Genomic DNA, 23,424 nt, shown 5'->3' with positions numbered 1-23,424 from the left:
CACGCACCCCTATTCATATCTCAGCGCGTCGACGGGGTCGACTTTGGAAGCGTTCAGCGCCGGGAACAGCGTTGCGGCGGCAGAAATCAGAAACCCCCAAAACGCCACGCCGAAGACTTCCGTCCAAACAATCTTGGCCGGTATGCCGCCGGAGAGTTGATAGACATCTTCCGGGAAAAGCTCTGTCCCAGTCACGAATTCTATTGCGACTTGAATGGCCCCAATATTGAGGCAAAATAGAATTCCGAAAACCAGCCCGGCCAGCGTTCCTAAAATACCTATCATCGCCCCGGACATGAAAAAGATACGCAGGACGCCGCCTCGAGACGCGCCAATGGTTCTTAATATCGCAATATCTTTGGATTTGTTTTTCACGAGCATGATCATGGAGGCCAGAACCGGAAAGGCCGCGATTACAACCACCACCATGAAGATGAACCGCATCGCGATTTGCTCGGTGCGAAGGGCCGTCGCGATTGTGGCGTTCCTGTCTTTCCAGGTCGTGATGAAAACAGGTTCCTGAGCCGCATTGCCAACGGGTTTCTTGAGTGTCTCTATCATATCGGGGTTAAATAGCCGGAGCTGAATTTCCCCTGACAGTTTGCCGCCGTCGAACAGGAGCGTCGCCTCTTCAAAATCCATATAAATATAGGTCTGGTCCGTCTGAAGCAGACCGACTTCGAACACCGCACCGATTGTATAAACTTTTCGGATCGGCTGAGGCCCGGTTACGGTGGTGCGCGTCCGAGGAGAAAAAATCATCAGCCTGTCCCCGGCCCGAAGGCCTAGCCCCGCCGCCAATCGGCTTCCGATTGCGATAGTCTCCTCTGATCCCTCACCTTGGCCAAAACTTTCCAGACTGCCTTGCGTGATGGATTGCGATATCAGGTCATAATTTTTGAGATTATCCGGACGGATACCAATGATTTGCGCCAAGGCAAACTGGCCATTGGCCTGGACACCTGTGTAACTTTGATTGAACTGGAAAGCTTCTTCGACGCCTGGAACGGTCATGAGGCGTTCTTCCATCTCCCGCATGCTCTCCGGCGTGGGCTGCGGGGACGAACTTGCCACATACATATGGCCTTCACTGCCCACGGTCAGGCGTATCATATCATCGCGAAAGCCGTTCATGATCGACATGATGATAATCATCGCGGCGATAGCGAGCATGATGCAGGTAAAGGAAATGGCGGCGATCAGACCGACCCCGCCCTGAGTTTTCTTTGCCCGCAAATAGCGCATGGCAATGCGGCGCTCGATCGCGCCGAAAGGTTTGTTTTGCTTTATGGCAAGCTCTTGGCTCAAGAGCCGAGTTCCGTTTGCAGGAAGACAATAGCGGCCGCCGGGCTCAGTTCCTGTTTCTCGCCGGTGCGGCGGGATTTGATTTCGACGACGCCGTTCTTCAATCCGCGCGGCCCGATAGTGACCTGATACGGCAAGCCAATCAGGTCCATTCGAGAAAACTTCACCCCTCCGCGATCCGATGTATCGTCATAGAGGGGATCGCAGCCCGCCTCAGTAAGTTGTCTGTAAATGTCTTCGCAAGCGGCATCCGCTTCGGCGTCGCCGGATTTCAGATTGATAATTCCAACGCCAAAGGGGGCCACGGATTTCGGCCAGATAATGCCGTCTTGATCATGGCTGGCCTCGATAATACCGCCGACCAAGCGGGAAACCCCGACGCCGTAAGAGCCCATCATGACAACATGTTCTTTCCCGTCTGGCCCCATGACTTTCGCTTTCATCGGGCCGGAGTATTTGTCGCCAAAATAAAAGATGTGGCCGACCTCAATGCCGCGGGCTGTGAGCTGCTTGTCTTCCGGTATCTTCGCAAATTCATCCGCGTCATGCATTTCGTCGGCGGCCGCATAGAGCGCCGTTCTGGCCTCTACATGGTCTGACAGATCGTCGGAAAAGTTGACGTCTCCCGGGGCGTCCATTTCCACCAGGTCTTTGTGGCAGAAGACTTCGCTTTCTCCTGTCTCCGCCAGAATAACGAATTCATGGGACAAATCCCCGCCAATCGGGCCCGTATCCGCTTTGACCGGGATCGCTTTGAGGCCCAATCGTGAGAAAGTATTCAGATAAGCCACAAACATCTTGTTGTAAGACAGGCGAGCGGCATCCTTGTCGATATCAAAGCTGTATGTGTCTTTCATGAGGAATTCGCGGCCCCGCATCACGCCGAAACGCGGGCGTCTTTCGTCGCGGAACTTCCATTGAATATGATAAAGAAGTTTAGGTAAGTCCTTGTAAGAACGGACATAACTGCGGAAAATATCCGTAATCATATCTTCATTGGTCGGGCCGTATAGCATTTCGCGGTCGCCCCGGTCTGTAATGCGGAGCATTTCGGGACCGTAAGCGTCATAGCGCCCTGTCTCTTTCCAGAGATCCGCGCTTTGGATCGTCGGCATGAGCATTTCGACCGCGCCGGCTTTGTTTTGTTCCTCGCGAACAATCCGTTCTATATTCCGCAAAACTTTCAAGCCGAGAGGCAGCCAGCTATAAATGCCGGCGCTGTTTTGCTTAATCATCCCCGCCCGCAACATATATTGGTGCGAGGCAATCGTGGCTTCGGCCGGGGTTTCTTTCAAAAGCGGCAGGAAGTAATTGGAAAGACGCATAAAAAACTCGATTTAATAAAGTCTTGGCATAACCCGACTTTTCCCAAGCAACAAGCCAAAGGCGCGGTTGAGTATAAAATTATGTCCTAGAAAGAACGCTCAATATTCATTCTGCTTTACTAAAGCGCCAAACATATCCCAACTGACCCAACCGGAGGCGATTACGACGCAAGTTATGGCCCAGATAATAGTGGCCACGATTGTCGTGATAATGAATTTCTTCTTAATCTGGCTGTCAACGGGCGCGCCGGGCTCTGAGCCCTTCACGATATCATTTGATTCGGCCTGTCCCTTTATCCCAATGGGCAAAATGCCAAACAGCACCACCCACCAGATGATGAGATACATAACAAAGAGGGAAAACCAATTCATGGGAGTTCGCCTTAATGACTTTCCATCAATTCAATCAATACGCCGCCGGCATCTCCGGGATGGAGGAAGACCACGGGCGTGCCGTGTGCGCCGATGCGGGGTTCGCCCAAAACGCGCATACCGCGTTTTTCCATCAGGGCCTTGGCGTCATGAATATCTTCAACTTCAAAACAGATATGATGCTGCCCGCCTTTAGGGTTTTTCTCCAAGAACTTGATAATAGGTGACTTTTCTCCGTAAGGCTCGATCAACTCGACCTGGCCGCTCGGTAAATTGACGAAAGCAAATTTGACGCCCTGAGGCTCCAGAACTTTCGGCTCTGTACAGTCTGTTGCGCCGAGAACGTCCCGGTAAAATGTCAGAGCTTTTTCGATATCCGGAACGGCAACGCCGACATGGTTTAAGGGGCCAATCATGTTTTCACCTTATGGGCTATGACTTCAACTATTGTGCGCTTATCAGTCCGCTCTCTGACGCGGCGCTTAATTTTAGACGTCAGCTTTTCTTCTATCAACTCTTCGTCCTTGAGCGCTCTTTGCGAGAGATCGTCATAGCCTTCCATCGCGGCGTCTTCGACAATATCCAACAGGACTTCGAGAATCTCGCCGTTTTTGCCCTCGGGGAAACCACTAATGCGGGGTTCAGGACCGCTGATGATGCGGCCTTTCTGATCAACCACGAGGCTGACGCTCACATGGCCGGCATAGGCCATTTTCCGGCGAAGACGCAGGCCTTCATCCAATGACGAAACAATTGCCGTTCCGTCCTGATGGAGGCGGCCTGACGGGGTGATATCCACCACTTCAGGCCCGTTTGGCGCAATACGAATCATTTCTCCGTTCCTCGGCGGGTAGGCTTTTTTAATGCCGAGCGATTTGGCAAGCCGCGCATGTTCCAGCAGGTGACGACGTTCGCCGTGAACGGGAATAGCGATTTCCGGCTGTACCCAGTCATACATGCGGGTCAGCTCGTCCCGACACGGATGACCGGAGACATGAATTGGGCGGTCTTTTTCCGTCACAATGTGCACCCCGTCATCCGCCAATGCATTCTGCAAGGCGAAGATATTCTTGTCATTGCCCGGAATGATTTTGGACGAGAAGATGACCACATCCCCTTCCCCGAATTTCACATTACGGTGCTGCCCGGCGGCAATACGGGACAGAGCCGCGCGCGGCTCACCCTGACTGCCGGTGCAGAGGTATAAAACATGGGCCGACGGCATGGAGGTCGCTTCTTCCTCGCTCAGCAAAGCGCCGATGTCTTTTAACAGACCCACAGATTTTGCCGCGCCGACCAAGCGTTTCATGGAGCGTCCGACGAGGCAGACGGATCTGTCATTTTCTTTGGCCGCCATCATGACGGATTCCAGACGGGCGACATTGGACGCAAAGGCGGCCACAGCCACGCCGGCGCCTTTATATTCGCGGATAACCTTTTCTAGTTCCTCGCGGACCCACTCTTCGGACCCCGCTTCGCCGGGCGTAAAGACATTGGTTGAGTCGCAGATCATGGCCGTGACGCCCGCCTTGCCCAATTCACGCAATGCCTGCTCGTCCACGGGTTCGCCGATTTGCGGCGACGGATCAATTTTCCAGTCCCCCGTATGGAGTACGGTTCCGAGAGCGGTCTTGATAACCAGAGCATTCGGTTCCGGTATCGAATGCGTCAGCGTGATCATGTCAAAATCAAACGGGCCGAGGCTGAAGGAGCCTTTCAAGGGCACGTCCCGAAGCTCGACACTGTCCAGCAGGCCGAATTCACTGAGACGGTCTTTGACCAGATACATGGTGAAAGGGGTTGCGTAGACGGGGCAGCGAAGGCGCGGCCAAAGGCGGGCCAAGGCCCCCATATGGTCTTCATGGGCATGGGTCAGCACAATACCGAGGATATTGCTGCGCTGCTCCTCCAGGAAGGAGATATCCGGCATGATGATTTCCACGCCGGGCGTGTCCGGCCCGCCAAAAGTCACGCCGATATCGACGATAACCCATTGACGATCCTCCTCCGGGCCAAAGCCGAAGGCGTTTAGGTTCATCCCGATTTCGCCGCTTCCGCCCAAAGGCAAAAAGACGAATTCATCGTCCTGTTTTTTATGTCTTGTCATAAATTTTCTTTGTTCTGACTTAGATGTCAGTGTTTGTTTTAATTTTGCGGCTATTTTCTGTTCAGCCGCCAGATTTCATATAGGCCGTCAATCGTGAGTTTCGAGTCGTAATGCTGAATTGTCGCGGAGGCCCCTTCGAAGAGAGACGCCACGCCGCCTGTTCCAATCACGGTAAAGTCGCGGCCATCCTCGTCAATGATCTGTTTCACCAGACCATCAATCAAGCTGATATATCCCCAGAATATACCGGATTGCATTGCGCCGACCGTATTTTTCCCAACCACCCTGGCGGGTTTTTTAATTTCGATTCGCGGCAGTTGCGCTGCCGCCTCGTGAAGGGCTTTGACGGAGAGGTTGATACCGGGTGCGATAATGCCGCCTTCGAAATGACGGTCAGCCGACACAATATCAAAGGTCGTGGCCGTGCCGCTATCGACGATAATAAGCGGACCGACATATCGGGTTACCGCCCCAAGCGCCGTCACAAGCCTGTCCGCACCGACCTGTTCCGGGTTATCAATCCGAACGCCTATGCCAATATTGACGCCTTCCTCACCCACAATGATCGGATCAATGTTCAAATGGCGACGCGATAGATTGCGCATATTGAACAAGGATTGTGGCACAACTGTCGAAATCACGCAGTCTGTAATATCCTTGAAGCTCAATCCCTGCATTTCCAGGAGCTGGTGGAACCAGACCGCATATTCATCTGCCGTCCGGGTCGAATCCGTCGCGATGCGCCATTCAATTATCCAGTCCTTGCCGTCGTGGATGGCAAAAAGCGTATTGGTATTTCCGGTATCTATGGCGAGCAGCATATTGATTTCCTAAAGCAGGACATCGCCCGCAACTATGTCCTGCAAGGTGCCATTGGCGAGCCGTAATCGCAATGCTCCATTTTCGCCGAGCGTTTCGAAGCGACCCGTTATCTGTTCACCCTCCAGATTGACCGTGATTGTTTCCCCCAGTCGGGCGGCGCGGGCGAGCCATTCCTGACGAATAGACGCAAATCCGCCGGATTGAAGGGCGTTTAGCCCATCCGTCACGAAATGGGCGAGTTGAGCCAGGACGGGCTCAGGGCCTGCAAATATCGGCTCCGGCGTGTTTAGTTGTGTCTCGGGAATATGCTCAAGAAGGTGGGTGACGGGATAGGGCGCGTCTTCGGGATGGCCGAGCAGGTTCAGGCCTACCCCTATGATTAACCATCCCTCCCCGGCTTCGAGCAATATTCCGGCAATTTTCGCGCCGCCGACCAGAACGTCATTGGGCCATTTCAACCGGATTAAATCCGGGTCGATATAATGTTCAAGTGTTTGCGCCAGAGCGAGCGCTACGACAAAACTGGAAAGAGGTTTAAGCCCCGGGTCTGCGGCCCAGGGGTAGAGGCCGCTGGCATAAAGATTACCCTTCTTGGGCACCCACTCTCGCCCCCGCCGGCCCCGCCCTTTGGTCTGGTTTCCCGCCCTTACCCAAACCGGCTCAGTCACTTTCGCCTGGGTCAGCTCTTTCACCACATCCTGTGTGGAGTCGACCTCATCGAAATAGAGAAACTTCAAAGGAGGTATCCGCTAAAAAAGACTTTCGGCCGCGCGCGTGATCAGACCCTGTGCGCCCGTCGAAATACCGGGAAGCAAGAGGAGAGGTAAAATCAACAAACCGCTGACCAGGCTGAGAAAGCGCAGATTTTGCGGCGCTTCGACAAATTCATGCCGTTCTTCGTCAAACCACATCGTCTTGATGACGCGGAGATAGTAAAACGCGCCAATAACAGAGGCCACCAAAGCGATTACGACCAAAGGCATTAATCCGGCATTTGCGGCGGGGAGGAAAGCAAACAGCTTACCAAAGAAGCCGAGCAAGGGCGGAATGCCCATGAGCGAGAACATGAACAGCGTCATTAAGATGGCCATACCCCTGTTAGAGGTCGAGAGTCCTGCCAGATCTGAAATCTGCTCTACCATGCCGTTGCGAATACGCATTTGGAGGATGAGCGCAAAGATACCGATGACTGTAATGACGTAAATACTCATAAAGATAAGCATACCTTGCACGCCGGCCATCGTCCCCGCCGCCAATGGCACGAGCGCATAGCCCATATTGGCAATCGAGGAATAGGCCATCAGTCGTTTGATATTGGTTTGCTGCAAAGCGCCAAACGCGCCGACGACCATGGAGAGCACGGAAAGCACGATTATCACCTGCTGCCAGCTTTCCGTGATGCCTTCAAACGGTCCGACCAAAACGCGGGCAATCAAAGCCATAGCGGCAAATTTCGGCGCGGCGGAGAAAAAGCCTGTAACAGGCGTAGGGGAGCCTTCATACACATCGGGCGTCCACATGTGGAACGGCGCAGCGGAAATTTTGAACGCCAGGCCGCAGAGCAGGAAGACCATACCCGCAACAATACCCGGCGTTGTCCCGGACTCGCTCACGGCGGCTGCGATTTCGGCAAATTCGAGGGATCCTGTAAAGCCGTATATCAGCGAGGCGCCGTAGAGCAGAAGGCCAGACGACAAGGCCCCCAGTACGAAATATTTCAGACCGGCTTCGGAAGCCCGCAGACTGTCGCGATTAAAAGCCGCCATCACGTAAAGCGCCAGAGACTGCATCTCGATACCGATGTAAAGTGATAGGAGTGTGTTGGCCGAAGCCATGATGGACATGCCGAGAACGCAATAAAGCGTCAGAACGGAATATTCATAGCGCTCAAGTTTTTCAGTTTCAAAATAGGACTTCGAAAAGAGCAAAGCCGCGGCGGCGGCCAGACCCAAGATCAGTTTCACATAATGGCTGAACCCGTCAACAATCAGCTGCCCTTCAAAGGCCATGCCTTCCGGGCGTCCCAAAATGAAGGAGCTGAGAGCAAAGATAACGAGAATCGCAATGGCGTAGTAACGCGCAAACCCCGCGCGATCTTTGCCGCCCCAAAACCCAAAGCCCAGCAAAAGCGAAGCCGAAACGGCAAGCAGAAGCTCGGGCGCAAAAAGTGAGAGTGTTTGCAACATTGTTACGGCACCTCCGCCAGAGCCGCCTGGCCCGTGGCTGCATTGAAATTGGCGATCAGATTTTCAACTGAGGCGCCAGTAATATCAGTAATAAGGGACGGATAGACACCCAAAAGAATTGTCATGACGGCGAGAGGCGTCAGAATAATCCATTCGCGTTTCGTCATATCCGCAATATCCTCAAGCTTATCATTGACGGTCTCGCCAAAGATAATCTCGCGGTAGAGATACAGCGCGTAAACGGCTGACAGGATCATACCGAAAGCGGCGCCAAAGGCGAGCCACGGACTGACCTGATAGGCCCCGATCATGGACAGGATTTCCCCGACAAAGCCGGATGTGCCCGGTAGACCGACATTCGCCATGGTAAAGAGCAGGAAGAAGGCGGCGTAAACCGGCATCTTGCTGACCAGACCGCCATAAAAGGCGATTTCGCGTGTGTGCATCCGGTCATAGACCACACCGACCAGGAAGAAGAGCGCGCCGGAGATGACCCCGTGTGAGAGCATCTGGAAGATACCGCCCTGAATGCCCTGCAAGTTGAAAGCAAAAATACCCAGAGTCACAAATCCCATATGGGCGACAGAGGAATAGGCGATCAGCTTTTTCATATCCTTCTGACGATAAGCCACAAGCGACGTATAGATAATCGCAATAACGCTCATCCAATATATGATCGGCGCGAGCTGAAGGCTTGCATTAGGAAAAAGCGGCAAGGAGAAACGCAGGAAACCATAACCGCCGAGTTTCAACAGAATACCTGCCAGTATGACGGAGCCGGCTGTCGGCGCCTCCACGTGGGCATCCGGCAACCATGTATGAACCGGCCACATTGGCATCTTGACGGCGAAGGAAGCAAAAAAGGCGAGCCATAGCCAGGTCTGCACCCCGCCCGGAATATCCAGATCATTGATAAGGACCCGCATATCCGTTGTCGGCGCGCCGAATTGCTGCCCGCTAAAGTTATAAATATAGATAATCGCGGCGAGCATCAGCACAGAGCCAAGAAGCGTGTACAGGAAGAATTTATAGGACGCATAAACCCGGTTCTTCCCGCCCCAAACGCCGATTATAATAAACATCGGAATGAGAACGGCTTCGAAGAACAGATAGAAGAGCACCAGATCAAGCGCGCAGAACACGCCAATCACCAGGCTCTCCAGAATGAGGAAAGCGACCATATATTCCAGGACGCGGTCTTTGATTGAGGTTTGGCTCGCAAAGATACAGAGCGGCGTCAGGAAAGCGGTCAACAGGATGAACAGGATGGAAATCCCGTCCACGCCCATTCGGTATTCAATACCGCCGCCAAGCCAGGGCGTGTCTTCAACAAATTGGAAGCCGGCCTTCGTCGTATCAAAGTCCAGAACCAGAATAACTGAGAGCAAGAACACGACGCCAGAGACCAACAGGGCCACCCAGACGGAGTTTTTGGCCAGTTGTTCCTGTGCGTCCGGCTTGGAAATCTTGGACATGAACATCAGCAGGACGCCAATAACGAGCGGCGTAAAAGTGATGACGGAAAGTATAGGATAGCCTTCAAACATATCAGCCTCCTACCCCGCGGAATGCCACGACAATCAGCACAGCGACTCCCAACAACATGATAAAGGCATAGTGATATAAATAGCCTGTTTGGATTTTAGACAGGCGCTTAGCCGCCCCTGAAGCAAATTTGGCAACACCGTCCGGGCCGTAGCCGTCAATGATTTTCTCATCACCGACTTTCCAGAATTTATCGCCCAGGAAATTCACAAGCTTCACGACAGTGACGTTGTAAAGCTCGTCAATATACCATTTGTTCAATAGGAAATTGTAGAGCGGACCGCCGCCTGTTTCCTGAACGTGGCTGATTTTCTCTTCGACCGAACCGCGCATATACATGAACCAGGCAATGACGAAACCAGTCACAGACATGACCAACGGCAAGAGGAGTACCCAGAACGGATAACCATGCACTTTGGCAAAGAGCCAACCAAACAGGCCGCCAGGCGTGGGCTCTGCGTGAGTGGCATCTGTCGCGGAACCCGGTGCCATGGCATATAGATTTTCCGGTGCGATTGCGGCGTGATGCTCTCCGGCCGCAATCGGAAGGGCGCCGTGCCAGAAGTCTCCGGCATTGCCCATAAAGAAGGAATAGAAAACCGCGCCGGCAAAGACAGCCCCAATACTCAGAGCGACAAGTGGCAGACGCATAACCCAGGGGCTCTCATGTGCGTGATCCAGCGTATGGTGATCGCCGCGAAACTTTCCGTGGAACGTCATGAAGATAAGACGCCAGCTATAGAAACTTGTCATCAGCGCCGCGACCAAGCCGACCCAGAAGGCGAAAGCCGCCGCATTGCTCTCGGCAGAGCCGGAATAAGCCGCTTCAATAATCGCGTCTTTGGAGAAGAAACCGGCAAAACCGATAGAGGTACCTGGTATACCAATACCTGTAATCGCCAATGTCCCGATAATCATGGTGATATAGGTCCACGGCACTTTCTTTCGAATGCCGCCCATACGGCGCATATCCTGTTCGTGATGAAGCGCGTGGATAACGGATCCCGCGCAAAGGAAGAGCAAGGCCTTAAAGAAGGCATGGGTAAAGAGGTGGAACATCGCCGCGTTATAGGCGCCCACCCCGGCCGCAAAGAACATATACCCAAGCTGGGAACAGGTTGAATAGGCGATCACGCGTTTAATATCGTTCTGAACCAAGGCCACGGTCGCCGCAAAAAGCGCTGTAAAGGCGCCAATCGCTGTGATGAAACCGGAGGTCATCGGCGCGGCATCGTAAATAGGATAGGCGCGGCAAACGAGGAACACACCGGCGGTCACCATTGTCGCGGCATGGATAAGCGCCGAAACAGGGGTTGGACCTTCCATCGCATCGGGCAGCCAAACATGAAGAACGAACTGAGCGGATTTGCCCATCGCGCCGATAAAGAGAAGAAACGCGATCAATTCCATTGCGTTAAATTGCATGCCGAGGAATGACAGAACGCGATTTGAATTATCTCCAATGGCGTTAAAAACGGTTTCAAACTCGACAGAGCCAAAGACGAGGAAGATCGTCATGACGCCGAGGGCCAGACCAACATCCCCAACCCGGTTCGTGACAAAGGCTTTGATCGCTGCCGCATTGGCAGACGGTTTTTTATAGTAATACCCAATCAGCAGATAAGAGGCGAGTCCCACGCCTTCCCAGCCGAAGAAAAGCTGAATGAAGTTGTCGGATGTGACCAACATCAACATCGCAAAGGTAAAGAGAGACAGATAGGCAAAGAAGCGCGGTTTGAACTCGTCCTCTTCCATATAGCCCCAGCTATAAAGGTGAACGAGCGAGGAGACCGTATTCACAACGACCAGCATAACCGCCGTCAGCGTATCGATTTTAAAGGCCCAATTTGCCTGCAGACCGCCGACATCCATCCAGCGCAGAACCGTGATTTCCAGTTCCTTATGCCCCATCCCCACTTGAATGAGAGACACCCAAGACAAGGCGGCGGACACAAACAGGAGCGCCGTTGTGATAAGCATGGAGGGTTTTTCCGGCAGAAGCTGCCTGCCCAGACGCGTGCCCATCAAGCCCGCAAGAGCTGCGCCTAATAGCGGCAGAAAGACAATTAGATGATACATGTCCCTAGCCCTTCATCAGGTCGATATTTTCGACCGCGATGTTCCCTCTGTTACGGAAATAAACCACCAAAATGGCGAGACCGACGGCTGCTTCTGCCGCCGCAACCGTCAGGATAAACAAGGCAAAAATCTGCCCGGCCATCGGATTGCTTGTGGCCGTTTCAACCATGTGGGTCGAAAAGGCGACGAAATTGATGTTCACTGCGAGCAGAATAAGCTCGATACACATTAGGATGATGATGACGTTTTTACGGTTTACGAAAATGCCGAAGACACCAATAGTGAATAATATGGCGGCAACGATAAGATAATGGGATAGCCCGATAGTCATAATGCGCTCCTACCCTAAACCTTGACCAGGCTCGATATCGACCAGCTCTACGCCGTCTTTACGAGTTCGGCCCATTTGATCCATGGCGTTTTGCTTCCGAACACCCGCGCGGTCACGCAGGGTGAGAACGATTGCGCCTATCATTGCCACGAGCAGAACAATACCCGCCGCTTCGAAAAGACCGGCATATTCTGTGTATAGAACGGCTCCGAAACGCTCCAGATTAGAGAGTTCCTGCCCGCGTTCGACAACGGTCTGGGTTTCACCGGCCATGTAAGCGCCGCCGACCAGAACCATTTCCAAAAGCAGGACAATCGCAACCACGGCCCCGATCGGGAGGTAGCTCAGAAACCCCTGTTTCAGCTCGACGAAATCAACATCGAGCATCATGACAACAAAAAGGAAGAGAACAGCAACCGCCCCAACATAGACCAACACGAGTAGAAGGGCGAGAAACTCGGCGCCCATCAGAATGAAGAGGCCTGCGGCAGAGAAAAACGTCAGGATCAGATACATAACGGAATGCACCGGATTGCGACTGGCCACGACCATAAAGGCCGCTGCGACGGCGACAGCCGAGAGCAAATAGAATGAAAGGGCAGTTAACACGATGACAAGTCCTTTAGCAGAGTGAGACTCAGCTGAGTTCCTTTTGGGCGGCTTTAACGATAGGGAGCGTCTAAGGCCAGATTTTTTGCGATTTGATGTTCCCAGCGATCCCCATTCGCCAGTAACTTCTCTTTGTTGTAGTATAGCTCTTCGCGCGTTTCCGTCGCGAATTCATAGTTCGGGCCTTCGACAATCGCATCGACTGGGCAGGCTTCCTGGCACAGACCGCAATAAATACATTTGACCATATCGATATCGTAGATCGTCGTCCGGCGGGATCCGTCAGGGCGAGGCTCGGCCTCAATCGTGATCGCCTGGGCCGGGCAAATCGCTTCGCAAAGCTTGCAGGCAATGCAGCGCTCTTCCCCGCTTGGATAGCGGCGAAGCGCATGTTCACCGCGAAATCGCGGGCTGATTGGCCCCTTCTCGAACGGGTAGTTAATCGTCACTTTGGGACGAAAGAAATATTTCATCGCCAAGACGAACGCACTGCCGAATTCCAGCAACAGGGCGCCACGAATGGCTTGTTTGATACGGGACATATCAGCCACTCCTAAATTTTATCGCCGAGGAATACGACGAAGGTGGACACAAAAACAACCGCGACCAGTGAAGTCGGGAGGAAGACTTTCCATCCCAGCCGCATCAACTGATCATAGCGGTAACGGGGCACGATGGCTTTCACCATCGCAAACAGGAAGAACAGAAACGCCGTCTTCAAAAGAAACCATAAAATTGGCGGCACGAATTGAATGCCAATATCCAGGGGCGCATGCCAGCCTCCGAAGAACAAGACAGTCATGACCGAGCAAAGCAGCATGATATTTACGTATTCGCCGAAGAAGTACATCAGGAAAGGCGTAGAGGAATACTCTACCTGATAACCGGCCACAAGTTCCGATTCCGCCTCTGGGAGATCAAACGGCGGACGATTGGTTTCGGCGAGAGCCGAGATAAAGAACAGAATGCCCATATAGAACATGACGGGGAATAGAAGCAGATTCCAGACCCCGAACTCGCCAAGCGGGTTCAGACGGAACATATTCCAGTTAAATAATCCGCCGGCCTGGTAATTGACGATTTCCGTGAGGTTCATAGAGCCTGTCAGGAAAATAACCGTCAGAATAATAAAGCCGATGGACACTTCATACGAGACCATTTGTGCGGCCGAACGCAGAGCGCCCATAAACGGGTATTTGGAGTTGGACGCCCAGCCGCCAATAATAATACCGTAAACGCCGAGGGAGCTGATCGCCAGAATATAGAGAATACCGATATTGATATCGGAAATCACCCAGCCGGGCGCAACGGGCACCACAGCCCACGCCAGAAAGGCCATAACGAGCGTCAATACAGGGGCTAGAATAAACAGAAACTTGTCTGAACCCGACGGCACAACGATTTCCTTGAAGAAGAATTTCAAGGCGTCGGCAATGGTCTGCAGGAGGCCGAACGCCCCCACCACATTCGGCCCGCGGCGCATTTGAACCGCCGCCCAGATTTTGCGGTCAGCCAGAACAAGTGCGGCCACAAGCAAGGCCAAAACCAGAACAAATCCAAGAACTTGCAGAAATTTCAGAGCAAACCAGACGAGCGGAGACAAATCCCCCCAAAACGGACCTGTTGCCATTATTGTCATCATGTCAGCCATTATTCCGCCGCCACTTTAATATCTTCATCTGCAATCACAGCAGAACACTCCGCCATGACGTTAGACGCCCGCGCAATCGGGTTTGTCAGGTAGAAATCCTCGATTGGGTTTTTCAACGGCTCGCTGGACAACTCTCCTTTTTCGCCCAAATTACTTGGGTCGAAAGAGGCGGCCTCTGCCGCTCCTGGCGCCGTATCCAGACTTAGGAAGGTTGGATGATCGGCAAACAGTTTTTCCCGAAGGACATGGATATTGTCATAGGGGAGAACCTGTTTCAGATGCCCCGAAAGCGCCCGAAGGATTGCCCAGTCTTCTTTCGCCTCCCCTTTTGGGGCCACGGCGCGGTAGCCGAGTTGGACGCGGCCTTCTGTATTGACGTAAATTCCGTCTTTTTCCGTGTAAGCCGCCCCTGGCAAGATGATATCGGCGACATGTGCGCCCGCATCACCGTGGTGGCCTTGGTAAATGACGAAGGCGTCTTTCAGCTTGGACGTGTCCAGCTCATCCGCCGCCATGAGGTAAACAGTTTCGATTTCGCCGGACGCGGCAGCGTCGAGAATAGCGTTTGTAGATTTGCCGCCCTCTCCCGGAAGGAAGCCCATATCGAGACCGGCCACGCGAGACGCGGCCGTGTGGAGGACATTAAATCCATTCCAGTCTTCGCGTACAATTTTGGAGGACATTGCGCCGATAGCATTGAGTAGAGCCGCGCCGTCTTTGCCACGAAGGGCCGCAGAGCCGACAATAACAACCGGGTTTTTCGCGGCCTTGAAAGCTTTTGCAAAGCCGGAGCGCGATTTCGAAAACTTGCCAACATCAGCTGCTGACAATCCGACATGTTCATAATCATAGGTCAGATCAGACGTTTCGCCGATCATACCTATTTCGGTGTTTCCAGTCAGCCAGGCTTTACGGATACGCGTATTCACCAGAGGTGCTTCATGGCGCGGATTTGTTCCGATCAACAATACAGCATCGGCCTTTTCGATGCCGGAGATGGTTGTGTTAAACAAATAGCTCTGTCTTGCACCGCCGCCCAAAACAGATCCGTCCTGGCGGCAATCAATGTTCTTAAGGCCCAGCGTATCGCTGAGATCCTTCATCGCTTTCATGGATTCCGCGTCGCACATGTCCCCAGCAATCACGCCGATTTTTTCGGGGTCGTCGGACATTTTTTCGGCTGCTAAAGCGAGGGCTTCATCCCAGCTCGCGGAGCGGAATTTCCCGTTCTCGCGAATATAGGGTTTGTCGAGACGCTGACGCGCCAGACCGTCCCAGACGAAACGGGTTTTGTCGGAAATCCATTCTTCATTCACGTCGTCATTTACAACAGGAAGAATACGCAGCACAGCTCCGTTGCGGCTATCGACGCGGATATTGGAGCCAACAGCGTCCATTACATCGACGGATTCAACTTTTTCAAGTTCCCAAGGGCGGGCGTTAAAGGAATAGGGTTTGGATGTCAGCGCGCCAACTGGACAAAGGTCAATCACATTGCCGGAAAGCTCGGAGGTCAGCGATTGTTCCAAATAGGTCGTAATTTCGGCGTCTTCGCCGCGAGAGGCCATGCCGATTTCCTGCACGCCGCCGACCTCGGTGACGAAGCGGACGCAGCGCGTACACTGAATGCAGCGGGTCATGATCGTATTGACCAAGGGGCCCATGAATTTATCATCGACCGCGCGTTTATTCTCTTCGAAACGAGAGCTATCGCGGCCATAGGCCATAGCCTGGTCTTGTAGATCGCATTCGCCGCCCTGATCGCAAATCGGGCAATCGAGCGGGTGGTTAATCAGCAGGAATTCCATGACGCCTTCGCGCGCTTTTTTCACCACTTCGGAATTGGTGCGAATATTGGCAGGCGTGCCGTCGCGGTTCGGGCGAAGGTCTTTGACTTGTAAGGCACAAGAGGCTTGCGGCTTAGGGGCGCCTTCCCATTCGACGAGGCACATACGGCAGTTACCGGCCACAGACAGGCGCTCATGATAGCAGAAACGCGGAATTTCCGCGCCGCCATACTCTTCGCAGGCCTGCATCAGCGTGTATTCGCCGGGCACTTCATATTCCGTGCCATCAATATTGATTTTGCGTAGATCGCTCATGCGTCCGGGCCTTCAAAGTCTTCAGATTGTTCCATTAAGGAATTTTCGGTAAGGTGCTGTATTTTTTCGATACGTTCCAATCGAACATGAAATGTATCCAAACGATGGTTCACTTCCGATACGCCTCTCTCAAGATTAGTCATTCGAACATTCATGCTCCGCTGACCGTCTTCGAGGTTGTCGAGACGCTGCTCAATTCTCGTCAACTTGCCATTGATCTGGTGCAGAAGAGGTAAAATCATATCCTGAGTGTTCTCAACCATACCTACTCCGCCGCTTCGACAAAGACAGGTTTATTGACGCGGTAATTATCGATGCGCTCTTCGATTTCGTGGCGGAAGTGACGGATAAGACCTTGAATTGGCCAAGCCGCCGCATCGCCGAGGGCGCAGATTGTGTGGCCTTCGACCTGTTTCGTCACGTCTAGCAGCATATCAATCTCGGACGTTTCCGCCTCGCCTCGTACCATACGTTCCATGACGCGCCACATCCAGCCTGTGCCCTCGCGGCACGGCGTACACTGACCGCAGCTTTCATGTTTGTAGAAATAGGAAATCCGCGCAATCGCTTTGACGACATCGGTGGATTTATCCATAACGATCATCGCCGCCGTTCCGAGACCGGATTGATTTTCGCGTAGCGCGTCAAAATCCATCAGGACCGTATCGCAAATCTCTTTCGGCAAGAGCGGAACAGAGGAGCCGCCCGGAATAACGCATTTCAGATTGTCCCATCCGCCGCGCACGCCGCCGGCATAGGTTTCGATCAGCTTTTTCATCGGGATGGAAAGCGCTTCCTCAACATTGCAGGGCTTATTGACATGACCCGAAATCGAGAAAACCTTCGTCCCTTTATTGTTGTCACGGCCAAATTGCGTCCACCACTCCACGCCGCGGCGCAGGATTGTCGGAACAACCGCGATAGACTCAACATTATTGACCGTTGTCGGGCAGCCATAAAGACCGGCGCCTGCCGGAAAGGGCGGCTTCAAGCGTGGCTGTCCTTTTTTGCCTTCAAGAGATTCCAGCAAAGCTGTCTCTTCGCCGCAAATATAGGCCCCTGCGCCGTGATGTATATAGATATTGAAATCCCAGCCGGAGCCGCAGGCATTCTTACCGACAAGTCCGGCTGCATAGGCTTCATCAATGGCGGCCTGGAGGCGCTGACGCTCTAGAATATATTCACCGCGTACATAGATGTAACAGGCATGAGCCTGCATGGCGAAGGACGCCACAAGACAGCCTTCGATTAGCAAATGCGGTTCATGGCGGAGCATATCGCGGTCTTTGCAGGATCCGGGCTCTGATTCATCAGCGTTGACGACCAGATAATGCGGGCGTTTACCGACTTCTTTCGGCATGAAGGACCACTTTAGGCCTGTCGGGAAGCCCGCACCGCCGCGTCCACGAAGACCGGAAGATTTCACCTGATCGATAATCCAGTCGCGCCCTTGCGATAAAATCGCTTCGGTGCCGAGCCATGCCCCGCGATCGCGCGCGGCGTCGAGGCTCCAGTCCTGAAGTCCGTAAAGGTTCGTGAAAATCCGGTCTTTATCCTGAAGGAGATTTGCCATGGTTATGCTTTACCCTTCTTTTTGGCCGTTGTTTTCTTGCTGGCCGGCTTTTTCTTTGCAGGCTTTTTTGTCCCGGCTTTCTTCTCGGCGGCTTTCAATTCACGGTCCAAGTCTTTTGCCTGTTTGACCCACCCGTCACGCTTAATTCGGCCTGGGAATTTTTTGACTGTCTCTTCAACTTTTTTGACGTCTGCTGCCTTCCAAGCGCCGATCTGGCGATAGTAATAAACGCCTTTTTCATTCAGATCGCGCTCGAAGGCAGGGCCGATACCCTTGATTTTCTTCAAATCATCTTTGGGACCATCTGTCGGGCCGTCTTCGTAGAGAAGCTGAATATCCTTTTTCTGCTTTGCCTTGGCCTCGGTCTCATCTTTCGTCATCCGTTCCGGCGCCGTTTTAGAGGCCCGCGCGGGTTTTCCGGCGAAGGGTTCTTCATCCACCAGACCTTCGGACAAGTCTTTACCAACATTGTCGCCGCGTTTTTTCGGATCCCGGCTGGCTTTTAGCTTCGGATCAACCCAACCGCCGCGTGTGGCGCGTCTTTCTTTCGGGTCCCATTCATAATAATTGAGCTTTGCCTTTTTATCGGCATTGGGAAGCTGAACCATTTTGGTTGTGTGATAAGGCGCGTGACCTTTCAGGGTCAACGCGCCGCCTTCCGGCTCAGAAGTGTGCCGACCGCTCTGCGATCCTGGTTTAGGTGATTTTCCGGCCACCAGATCATCGAGCACAGCCTCAAGAGACTCTGCGGTCAAATCCTCGTAATAATGATCACTTTCGGAATTGGAAATCTGAACCATGGGCGCATTAGCGCAAGAGCCAAGACATTCGACTTCCAGCCAGGACAGCTTGCCGTCTTCTGAAAGCGTGTTTTGCGCGCCGATTTTGCGCTTAAGCATTGCTTTCAAATCGTCAGACCCCCGCAGCCAGCACGGCGTCGTGCCGCAAAGCTGCACATAATGCGTACCAACGGGCTTGAGATTGAACATGGTGTAAAAGGTCGCGACTTCGTAAACGCGAATATAGGCCATGCCGAGCATATCGCCGACCAAGCGCAGAGCCTTCTCCGGCAGCCAGCCGTCGCCGTCTTTCTGAACAATCCAGAGCGCCGGAATCAGGGCCGAGCGCTGCCGCCCGTCAGGATATTTGGCCACCCACTCTTCGATTTCTTTCTTCGCCTTGGCGGAGATTGAAAACTCGTCAGGTTGTCTTATGGCAAGACGCCTAGCACTCATGAGAGACTCCACTCATCGGTCAATTTCTCCGAACACGATATCAAGCGATCCAAGGATCGCTGAAACATCGGCGAGCATATGCCCTTTATTTAGATAATCCATGGCAGCCAAATGCGGGAAGCCCGGCGCGCGGATTTTACAGCGGTACGGCTTATTCGACCCGTCCGAGACCAGATAAACACCGAACTCGCCCTTCGGCGCTTCCACGGCGGTGTAAACCTCGCCTTTCGGGACATGGAAGCCTTCAGTATAGAGCTTGAAGTGATGGATGAGCGCTTCCATGCTCTGCTTCATCACAGCGCGGCGCGGCGGCACGACCTTATTGTCTTCGGTCATAACCGGGCCATTTGGCATTTTTTCGAGACATTGCTGCATGATTTTAACGGATTCATACATCTCGTCCACGCGGCAGAGATAGCGGTCATAGCAATCGCCGTTTTTACCGAGCGGGATTTTGAAATCGAGTTCTGAATAAACTTCGTAAGGCTGAGTGCGGCGCAGATCCCAGGGAATGCCGGAGCCGCGAACCATAATACCGGAAAAGCCCCAATCATAGCAGTCCTGCTTGGACACCACGCCGATATCGACATTCCGCTGCTTGAAAATCCGGTTCTCGGTTAGCAGCGTTTCAATATCCTTGAGCTTTTGCGGGAACTGCTCACACCATACAGCCAAATCATTCAGCAAGGCCTCAGGCAAATCCTGATGCACCCCGCCCGGACGGAAATAATTGGCGTGCATACGGGAGCCGCAGGCGCGTTCATAGAACACCATGAGCTTCTCACGCTCTTCAAAACCCCAGACCGGCGGCGTCAGGGCTCCGACATCCATAGCCTGTGTCGTGATATTCAAAAGATGCGAGAGGATACGTCCGATTTCGGAATAAATCACGCGGATAAACTGCGCACGTCGAGGCACACCGATATTGGCGAGCTTTTCGATCGCAAGACAGAAAGCATGCTCCTGATTCATCGGCGCAACATAGTCGAGACGATCAAAATAAGGCAGCGCCTGAAGATACGTCTTATGCTCGATCAGCTTTTCTGTACCGCGATGAAGTAGACCGATATGCGGATCGACGCGCTCGACGATCTCGCCCTCAAGCTCAAGAACAAGGCGCAACACACCATGGGCCGCAGGATGCTGCGGGCCGAAATTAATGGTGAAATTACGGTCATCACCTTCGAGGATAGCTTCAGTGCTTGCCATGTAATGCCTCCATGGCGTGGATCGTGCTTAGTGGGGGGGGCTCAAGAGTCATTTGACAACGCCCATCTTCAAATTAGACAACTCAGACTCAAGCAAAGCAATTTTATGTAAAGCCATACAATATTTAAATTCTGAAAGATTCCCTCTAATCATCTCAGCATCACTTTCAGCATCAGAAACCCAAGCAGGAACACCATCATAGGACTTCGCAAATCTGGATTCTGTCGCTATCAAATCAAGAGCACGACCAAAATCATCGTGTAAACCTTCGATCTTTAAAAGTTCGATAGATGATACATCTAAAGATTTAGACCGAACCTCTTTGACAAAACTAATTGCAAGAAAACAACTATGTATGGTGGGGTAATCATTTGATTCCGCTAAAATAGCAGTATGCGTAAAAGTATCGTCCGCAAATGCAGAGTCCAATGAAAATAAAACTGCAAACAAACAAAATATAACAGAAGAAGTCCGCATTACGCATCCCCCGCTTTTTCGTCGCCAGGGAGGATATATTTCGCGCCCTCCCAGGGGCTCATGAAATCGAAGCTCCGATATTCCTGCGGGAGGTTGACCGGCTCATAGACCACAGATTTACGCTCTTCGTCATAGCGGACTTCGACAAAGCCGGAGAGCGGGAAATCTTTGCGCAAGGGATACCCTTCAAAACCATAATCGGTCAGCAGGCGGCGCATATCGGGATGCTCGTCAAAGACGATACCGTACATGTCGAAAGCTTCGCGCTCATACCAATTGGCATTTGGAAAGACTTCGGCCACGGAATGAACCGGGATTTCCTCGTCTGTCGTCACCTTGATACGGATACGCGTATTATGCGCCATAGACATCATGTGGTAGACGACGTCAAAGCGGCGCTCGCGCGCGGGATAATCCACGCCGCAAATATCAATCAAAGACGTAAATTTGCAAATTGGATCATCTCGCAAAAATGTGATGACCTTGACGACCTCAGCGCGGCGCGCATTGATCGTCAGCTCTCCAAACGCAATTTCCGCAGAATTTACGGCATCGTCCATTTGGTCGATGATATGGTCTCTTAGGTCTTCCATCTTGTCTTTCTTCCGCTCTCAACGACTAGCGCTGAATATTGCCTTCGCGGCGGATTTTCTTCTGCAATTGCAGGATACCGTAAACGAGAGCTTCGGCTGTTGGAGGGCAGCCGGGCACATAGACATCAACAGGCACGATCCGATCACAGCCGCGTACAACGGCGTAGGAATAATGATAGTAGCCACCGCCATTGGCGCAGGACCCCATCGAGATGACATAGCGCGGGTTCGGCATTTGGTCGTAAACTTTACGAAGCGCCGGCGCCATTTTGTTCGTGAGCGTTCCCGCGACGATCATAACGTCCGACTGACGAGGGGAGGCGCGCGGGGCAAAGCCAAAGCGCTCGACATCATAACGCGGCATGGACGCCTGCATCATTTCCACCGCGCAGCACGCCAGACCAAACGTCATCCACATCAAGGACCCCGTACGCGCCCAGGTGACGAGATCGTCGGAGGCAGCCGTGATAAATCCCTTATCGGCCAGCTGATTGCTCAGCCCATCGAAAAATGGGTCATGTTTTTTAGGGTCATAAGCGGGCGAGCCCATGTCCCGGGCCGCTTCGCCGTAATTATTTTCGGGTGTCAGGATAGCCATAGTCCTCTCCTATTCCCAATCCAGTGCGCCGCGCTGCCATGCATAAGCCAGGCCCGCCGCCAATTCCGCGAGGAAAATCATCACAACGGCCCAACCCCAGAAATCCACCTGATCAAGTGTCACGGCGTAGGGAAAGAGGAAGGCGACCTCGATATCGAAAATGATAAAGAGGATTGCGACGAGATAAAAGCGCACGTCAAATTTCATCCGCGAATCGTCAAACGCATTAAATCCGCATTCATAAGTCGAGATTTTTTCGGCATCAGGGTTGGACGGCGCAAAAATTTTGGCCGCACCCAAAAACACAAGACTTAGAGCCGTGGCGATCGCAAAAAGGATAATAACCGGTAGATATTCCAGTAAAAACTCGTTCATGACAGCTCTTATTACTTGTCTTAAAATTCGACCTGAAAGCGAGACCTGAAAGTGTCCGGGACTCACGATTACACAATGTCCACAATCGGGCGGAACCTAGAGATGCGGCCACCAGATTGCAACAGTCCTTTAACGTGAAAACCACAGCTTTTCCACTGCGACAATTACACTAAATATGCGAATAAGTCGCAATAAAAGAAAGGCTTAGAGAGCTCTTATTAAGCGTCTTTTGTCACCGGCAGAATGAGCATATCCCCGACCTCAACTGTTTTCGGCTGGGAGACAGCATAGGTTACGGCTCTGGCAATATCGTCCGGCCTTAGCGCGTCGGGCTTCTCATCGTCGAAAAAGGCCGTATCGACCATGCCCGGCTCGATAAGGGTCACTCTACATCCCGACCCTTTTAATTCACCTCGCAAATTATATGCGAGCGCGTTCGCCGCATGTTTGGAAACGGAATACATGGATCCATCCAGATAGCGGCGCCCTGCCACGGAGCCTGTCACCACGACATGACCCTCAGCCTTTTTGATATACGGCAAAGCGGCCTGAATCGTCTTGGCGAGGCCCATAATATTTATATCGACAATCGCCTGCCAGCTGTCCTGCGGCGCCTCGGAAAACCCGCCGGGTTTGCCGCCCGTCCCCGCATTGGCAAAGACGGCGTCGATCTGGCCGAATGTGTCATTGGCGATTTCAAAACATTTTTCTACTTGAGCCGAATTGGTCACGTCGCAATCCAGCACAAGCGATTTTCCCTCTGGCAATTCGGAAGCAATCTTTTCAAGTTCGTCAACAGACCGCGCGGCGAGCGCGACATTCCAGCCTTCATTTCCGAGCCGTATCGCCGTGGCTTTGCCGATACCGGACGACGCGCCTGTGATGAAAATGGTCTGTGTTTTATTCTGATCGCTCATGATTTTCTCCTGT

24 protein-coding genes are annotated in these 23,424 nt (G+C 52.7%); all 24 read right to left on the bottom strand.

From position 1 onward, the window contains the following. Nucleotides 1-9: 9 nt before the first annotated feature. Nucleotides 10-1,308: an ABC transporter permease gene (locus tag ACN0IC_RS05335; protein WP_416877731.1), complete on the bottom strand. Its 1,299-nt coding sequence runs from the start codon at nt 1,306-1,308 to the stop codon at nt 10-12. Continuing rightward, complete coding sequence (proS, locus tag ACN0IC_RS05330; RefSeq protein WP_416877730.1) at nt 1,305-2,630, bottom strand: proline--tRNA ligase; 1,326 nt, start codon at nt 2,628-2,630, stop codon at nt 1,305-1,307. The genes ACN0IC_RS05335 and proS overlap by 4 nt, the downstream gene beginning before the upstream one ends. A gap of 99 nt (nt 2,631-2,729) precedes the next feature. Next, nucleotides 2,730-3,002 (bottom strand): DUF1467 family protein, encoded by a 273-nt coding sequence (locus ACN0IC_RS05325; RefSeq protein ID WP_416877729.1) that lies wholly within the window; start codon nt 3,000-3,002, stop codon nt 2,730-2,732. 11 nt (nt 3,003-3,013) lie between these two features. Further along, entirely contained in the window at nt 3,014-3,418 is a 405-nt protein-coding gene (mce, locus tag ACN0IC_RS05320) for a methylmalonyl-CoA epimerase (protein ID WP_416877728.1), read from the bottom strand. Beyond that, the gene (locus tag ACN0IC_RS05315) at nt 3,415-5,109 is read right to left on the bottom strand and encodes a ribonuclease J (protein ID WP_416877727.1); all 1,695 of its coding nucleotides are present in this window, start codon (nt 5,107-5,109) and stop codon (nt 3,415-3,417) included. Before ACN0IC_RS05315 ends, mce begins: the two co-directional genes overlap by 4 nt. Nucleotides 5,110-5,159: 50 nt before the next feature. Then, nucleotides 5,160-5,930 carry a type III pantothenate kinase gene (locus tag ACN0IC_RS05310; protein WP_416877726.1) on the bottom strand — a complete coding sequence of 257 codons (771 nt, stop codon included), beginning with the start codon at nt 5,928-5,930 and terminating at the stop codon, nt 5,160-5,162. 9 nt (nt 5,931-5,939) lie between these two features. Further along, nucleotides 5,940-6,668: a biotin--[acetyl-CoA-carboxylase] ligase gene (locus tag ACN0IC_RS05305; RefSeq protein WP_416877725.1), complete on the bottom strand. Its 729-nt coding sequence runs from the start codon at nt 6,666-6,668 to the stop codon at nt 5,940-5,942. A gap of 12 nt (nt 6,669-6,680) precedes the next feature. After that, nucleotides 6,681-8,117 carry an NADH-quinone oxidoreductase subunit NuoN gene (gene nuoN / locus ACN0IC_RS05300; RefSeq protein ID WP_416877724.1) on the bottom strand — a complete coding sequence of 479 codons (1,437 nt, stop codon included), beginning with the start codon at nt 8,115-8,117 and terminating at the stop codon, nt 6,681-6,683. Between the two features lie 2 nt (nt 8,118-8,119). Then, nucleotides 8,120-9,664, bottom strand: a complete 1,545-nt coding sequence (locus tag ACN0IC_RS05295; protein ID WP_416877723.1) for an NADH-quinone oxidoreductase subunit M — start codon at nt 9,662-9,664, stop codon at nt 8,120-8,122. A 1-nt stretch (nt 9,665) separates the two neighbouring features. Beyond that, entirely contained in the window at nt 9,666-11,741 is a 2,076-nt protein-coding gene (nuoL, locus tag ACN0IC_RS05290) for an NADH-quinone oxidoreductase subunit L (RefSeq protein WP_416877722.1), read from the bottom strand. Between the two features lie 4 nt (nt 11,742-11,745). Then, nucleotides 11,746-12,072: an NADH-quinone oxidoreductase subunit NuoK gene (gene nuoK / locus ACN0IC_RS05285; protein ID WP_416877721.1), complete on the bottom strand. Its 327-nt coding sequence runs from the start codon at nt 12,070-12,072 to the stop codon at nt 11,746-11,748. A 9-nt stretch (nt 12,073-12,081) separates the two neighbouring features. Beyond that, entirely contained in the window at nt 12,082-12,684 is a 603-nt protein-coding gene (locus ACN0IC_RS05280; protein WP_416877852.1) for an NADH-quinone oxidoreductase subunit J, read from the bottom strand. Nucleotides 12,685-12,734: 50 nt separating this feature from the next. Beyond that, the gene (gene nuoI / locus ACN0IC_RS05275) at nt 12,735-13,223 is read right to left on the bottom strand and encodes an NADH-quinone oxidoreductase subunit NuoI (protein ID WP_416877720.1); all 489 of its coding nucleotides are present in this window, start codon (nt 13,221-13,223) and stop codon (nt 12,735-12,737) included. 11 nt (nt 13,224-13,234) lie between these two features. Further along, complete coding sequence (gene nuoH, locus ACN0IC_RS05270) at nt 13,235-14,323, bottom strand: NADH-quinone oxidoreductase subunit NuoH (RefSeq protein ID WP_416877851.1); 1,089 nt, start codon at nt 14,321-14,323, stop codon at nt 13,235-13,237. A gap of 8 nt (nt 14,324-14,331) precedes the next feature. Continuing rightward, nucleotides 14,332-16,434, bottom strand: coding sequence for an NADH-quinone oxidoreductase subunit NuoG (gene nuoG, locus ACN0IC_RS05265; RefSeq protein ID WP_416877719.1), 2,103 nt, complete (start codon nt 16,432-16,434; stop codon nt 14,332-14,334). Further along, nucleotides 16,431-16,697 (bottom strand): hypothetical protein, encoded by a 267-nt coding sequence (locus ACN0IC_RS05260; protein ID WP_416877718.1) that lies wholly within the window; start codon nt 16,695-16,697, stop codon nt 16,431-16,433. Before ACN0IC_RS05260 ends, nuoG begins: the two co-directional genes overlap by 4 nt. 2 nt (nt 16,698-16,699) lie before the next feature. Continuing rightward, complete coding sequence (gene nuoF, locus ACN0IC_RS05255; protein ID WP_416877717.1) at nt 16,700-18,007, bottom strand: NADH-quinone oxidoreductase subunit NuoF; 1,308 nt, start codon at nt 18,005-18,007, stop codon at nt 16,700-16,702. 2 nt (nt 18,008-18,009) lie between these two features. Continuing rightward, a complete protein-coding gene (gene nuoE / locus ACN0IC_RS05250; protein ID WP_416877716.1) occupies nt 18,010-19,242 on the bottom strand; it encodes an NADH-quinone oxidoreductase subunit NuoE in 1,233 nt (410 codons plus the stop codon). Between the two features lie 12 nt (nt 19,243-19,254). Then, a complete protein-coding gene (locus tag ACN0IC_RS05245) occupies nt 19,255-20,451 on the bottom strand; it encodes an NADH-quinone oxidoreductase subunit D (protein ID WP_416877715.1) in 1,197 nt (398 codons plus the stop codon). Between the two features lie 48 nt (nt 20,452-20,499). Beyond that, nucleotides 20,500-20,928, bottom strand: coding sequence for a hypothetical protein (locus ACN0IC_RS05240; RefSeq protein ID WP_416877714.1), 429 nt, complete (start codon nt 20,926-20,928; stop codon nt 20,500-20,502). After that, on the bottom strand, nt 20,928-21,521 hold the full coding sequence (locus tag ACN0IC_RS05235) for an NADH-quinone oxidoreductase subunit C (RefSeq protein WP_416877713.1): 594 nt from the start codon (nt 21,519-21,521) through the stop codon (nt 20,928-20,930). The genes ACN0IC_RS05240 and ACN0IC_RS05235 overlap by 1 nt, the downstream gene beginning before the upstream one ends. A 25-nt stretch (nt 21,522-21,546) precedes the next feature. Further along, complete coding sequence (locus ACN0IC_RS05230) at nt 21,547-22,119, bottom strand: NuoB/complex I 20 kDa subunit family protein (RefSeq protein ID WP_415809366.1); 573 nt, start codon at nt 22,117-22,119, stop codon at nt 21,547-21,549. Nucleotides 22,120-22,128: 9 nt separating this feature from the next. Then, nucleotides 22,129-22,494, bottom strand: coding sequence for an NADH-quinone oxidoreductase subunit A (gene ndhC / locus ACN0IC_RS05225; RefSeq protein WP_415809367.1), 366 nt, complete (start codon nt 22,492-22,494; stop codon nt 22,129-22,131). Nucleotides 22,495-22,712: 218 nt separating this feature from the next. Continuing rightward, entirely contained in the window at nt 22,713-23,411 is a 699-nt protein-coding gene (locus tag ACN0IC_RS05220; RefSeq protein WP_416877712.1) for an SDR family oxidoreductase, read from the bottom strand. Between the last annotated feature and the right edge of the window lie 13 nt (nt 23,412-23,424).

This window comes from Litorimonas sp., from assembly GCA_029936425.1.
GTDB lineage: Bacteria > Pseudomonadota > Alphaproteobacteria > Caulobacterales > Maricaulaceae > Litorimonas.
This window is presented reverse-complemented; position numbering and strand designations above follow the sequence as displayed.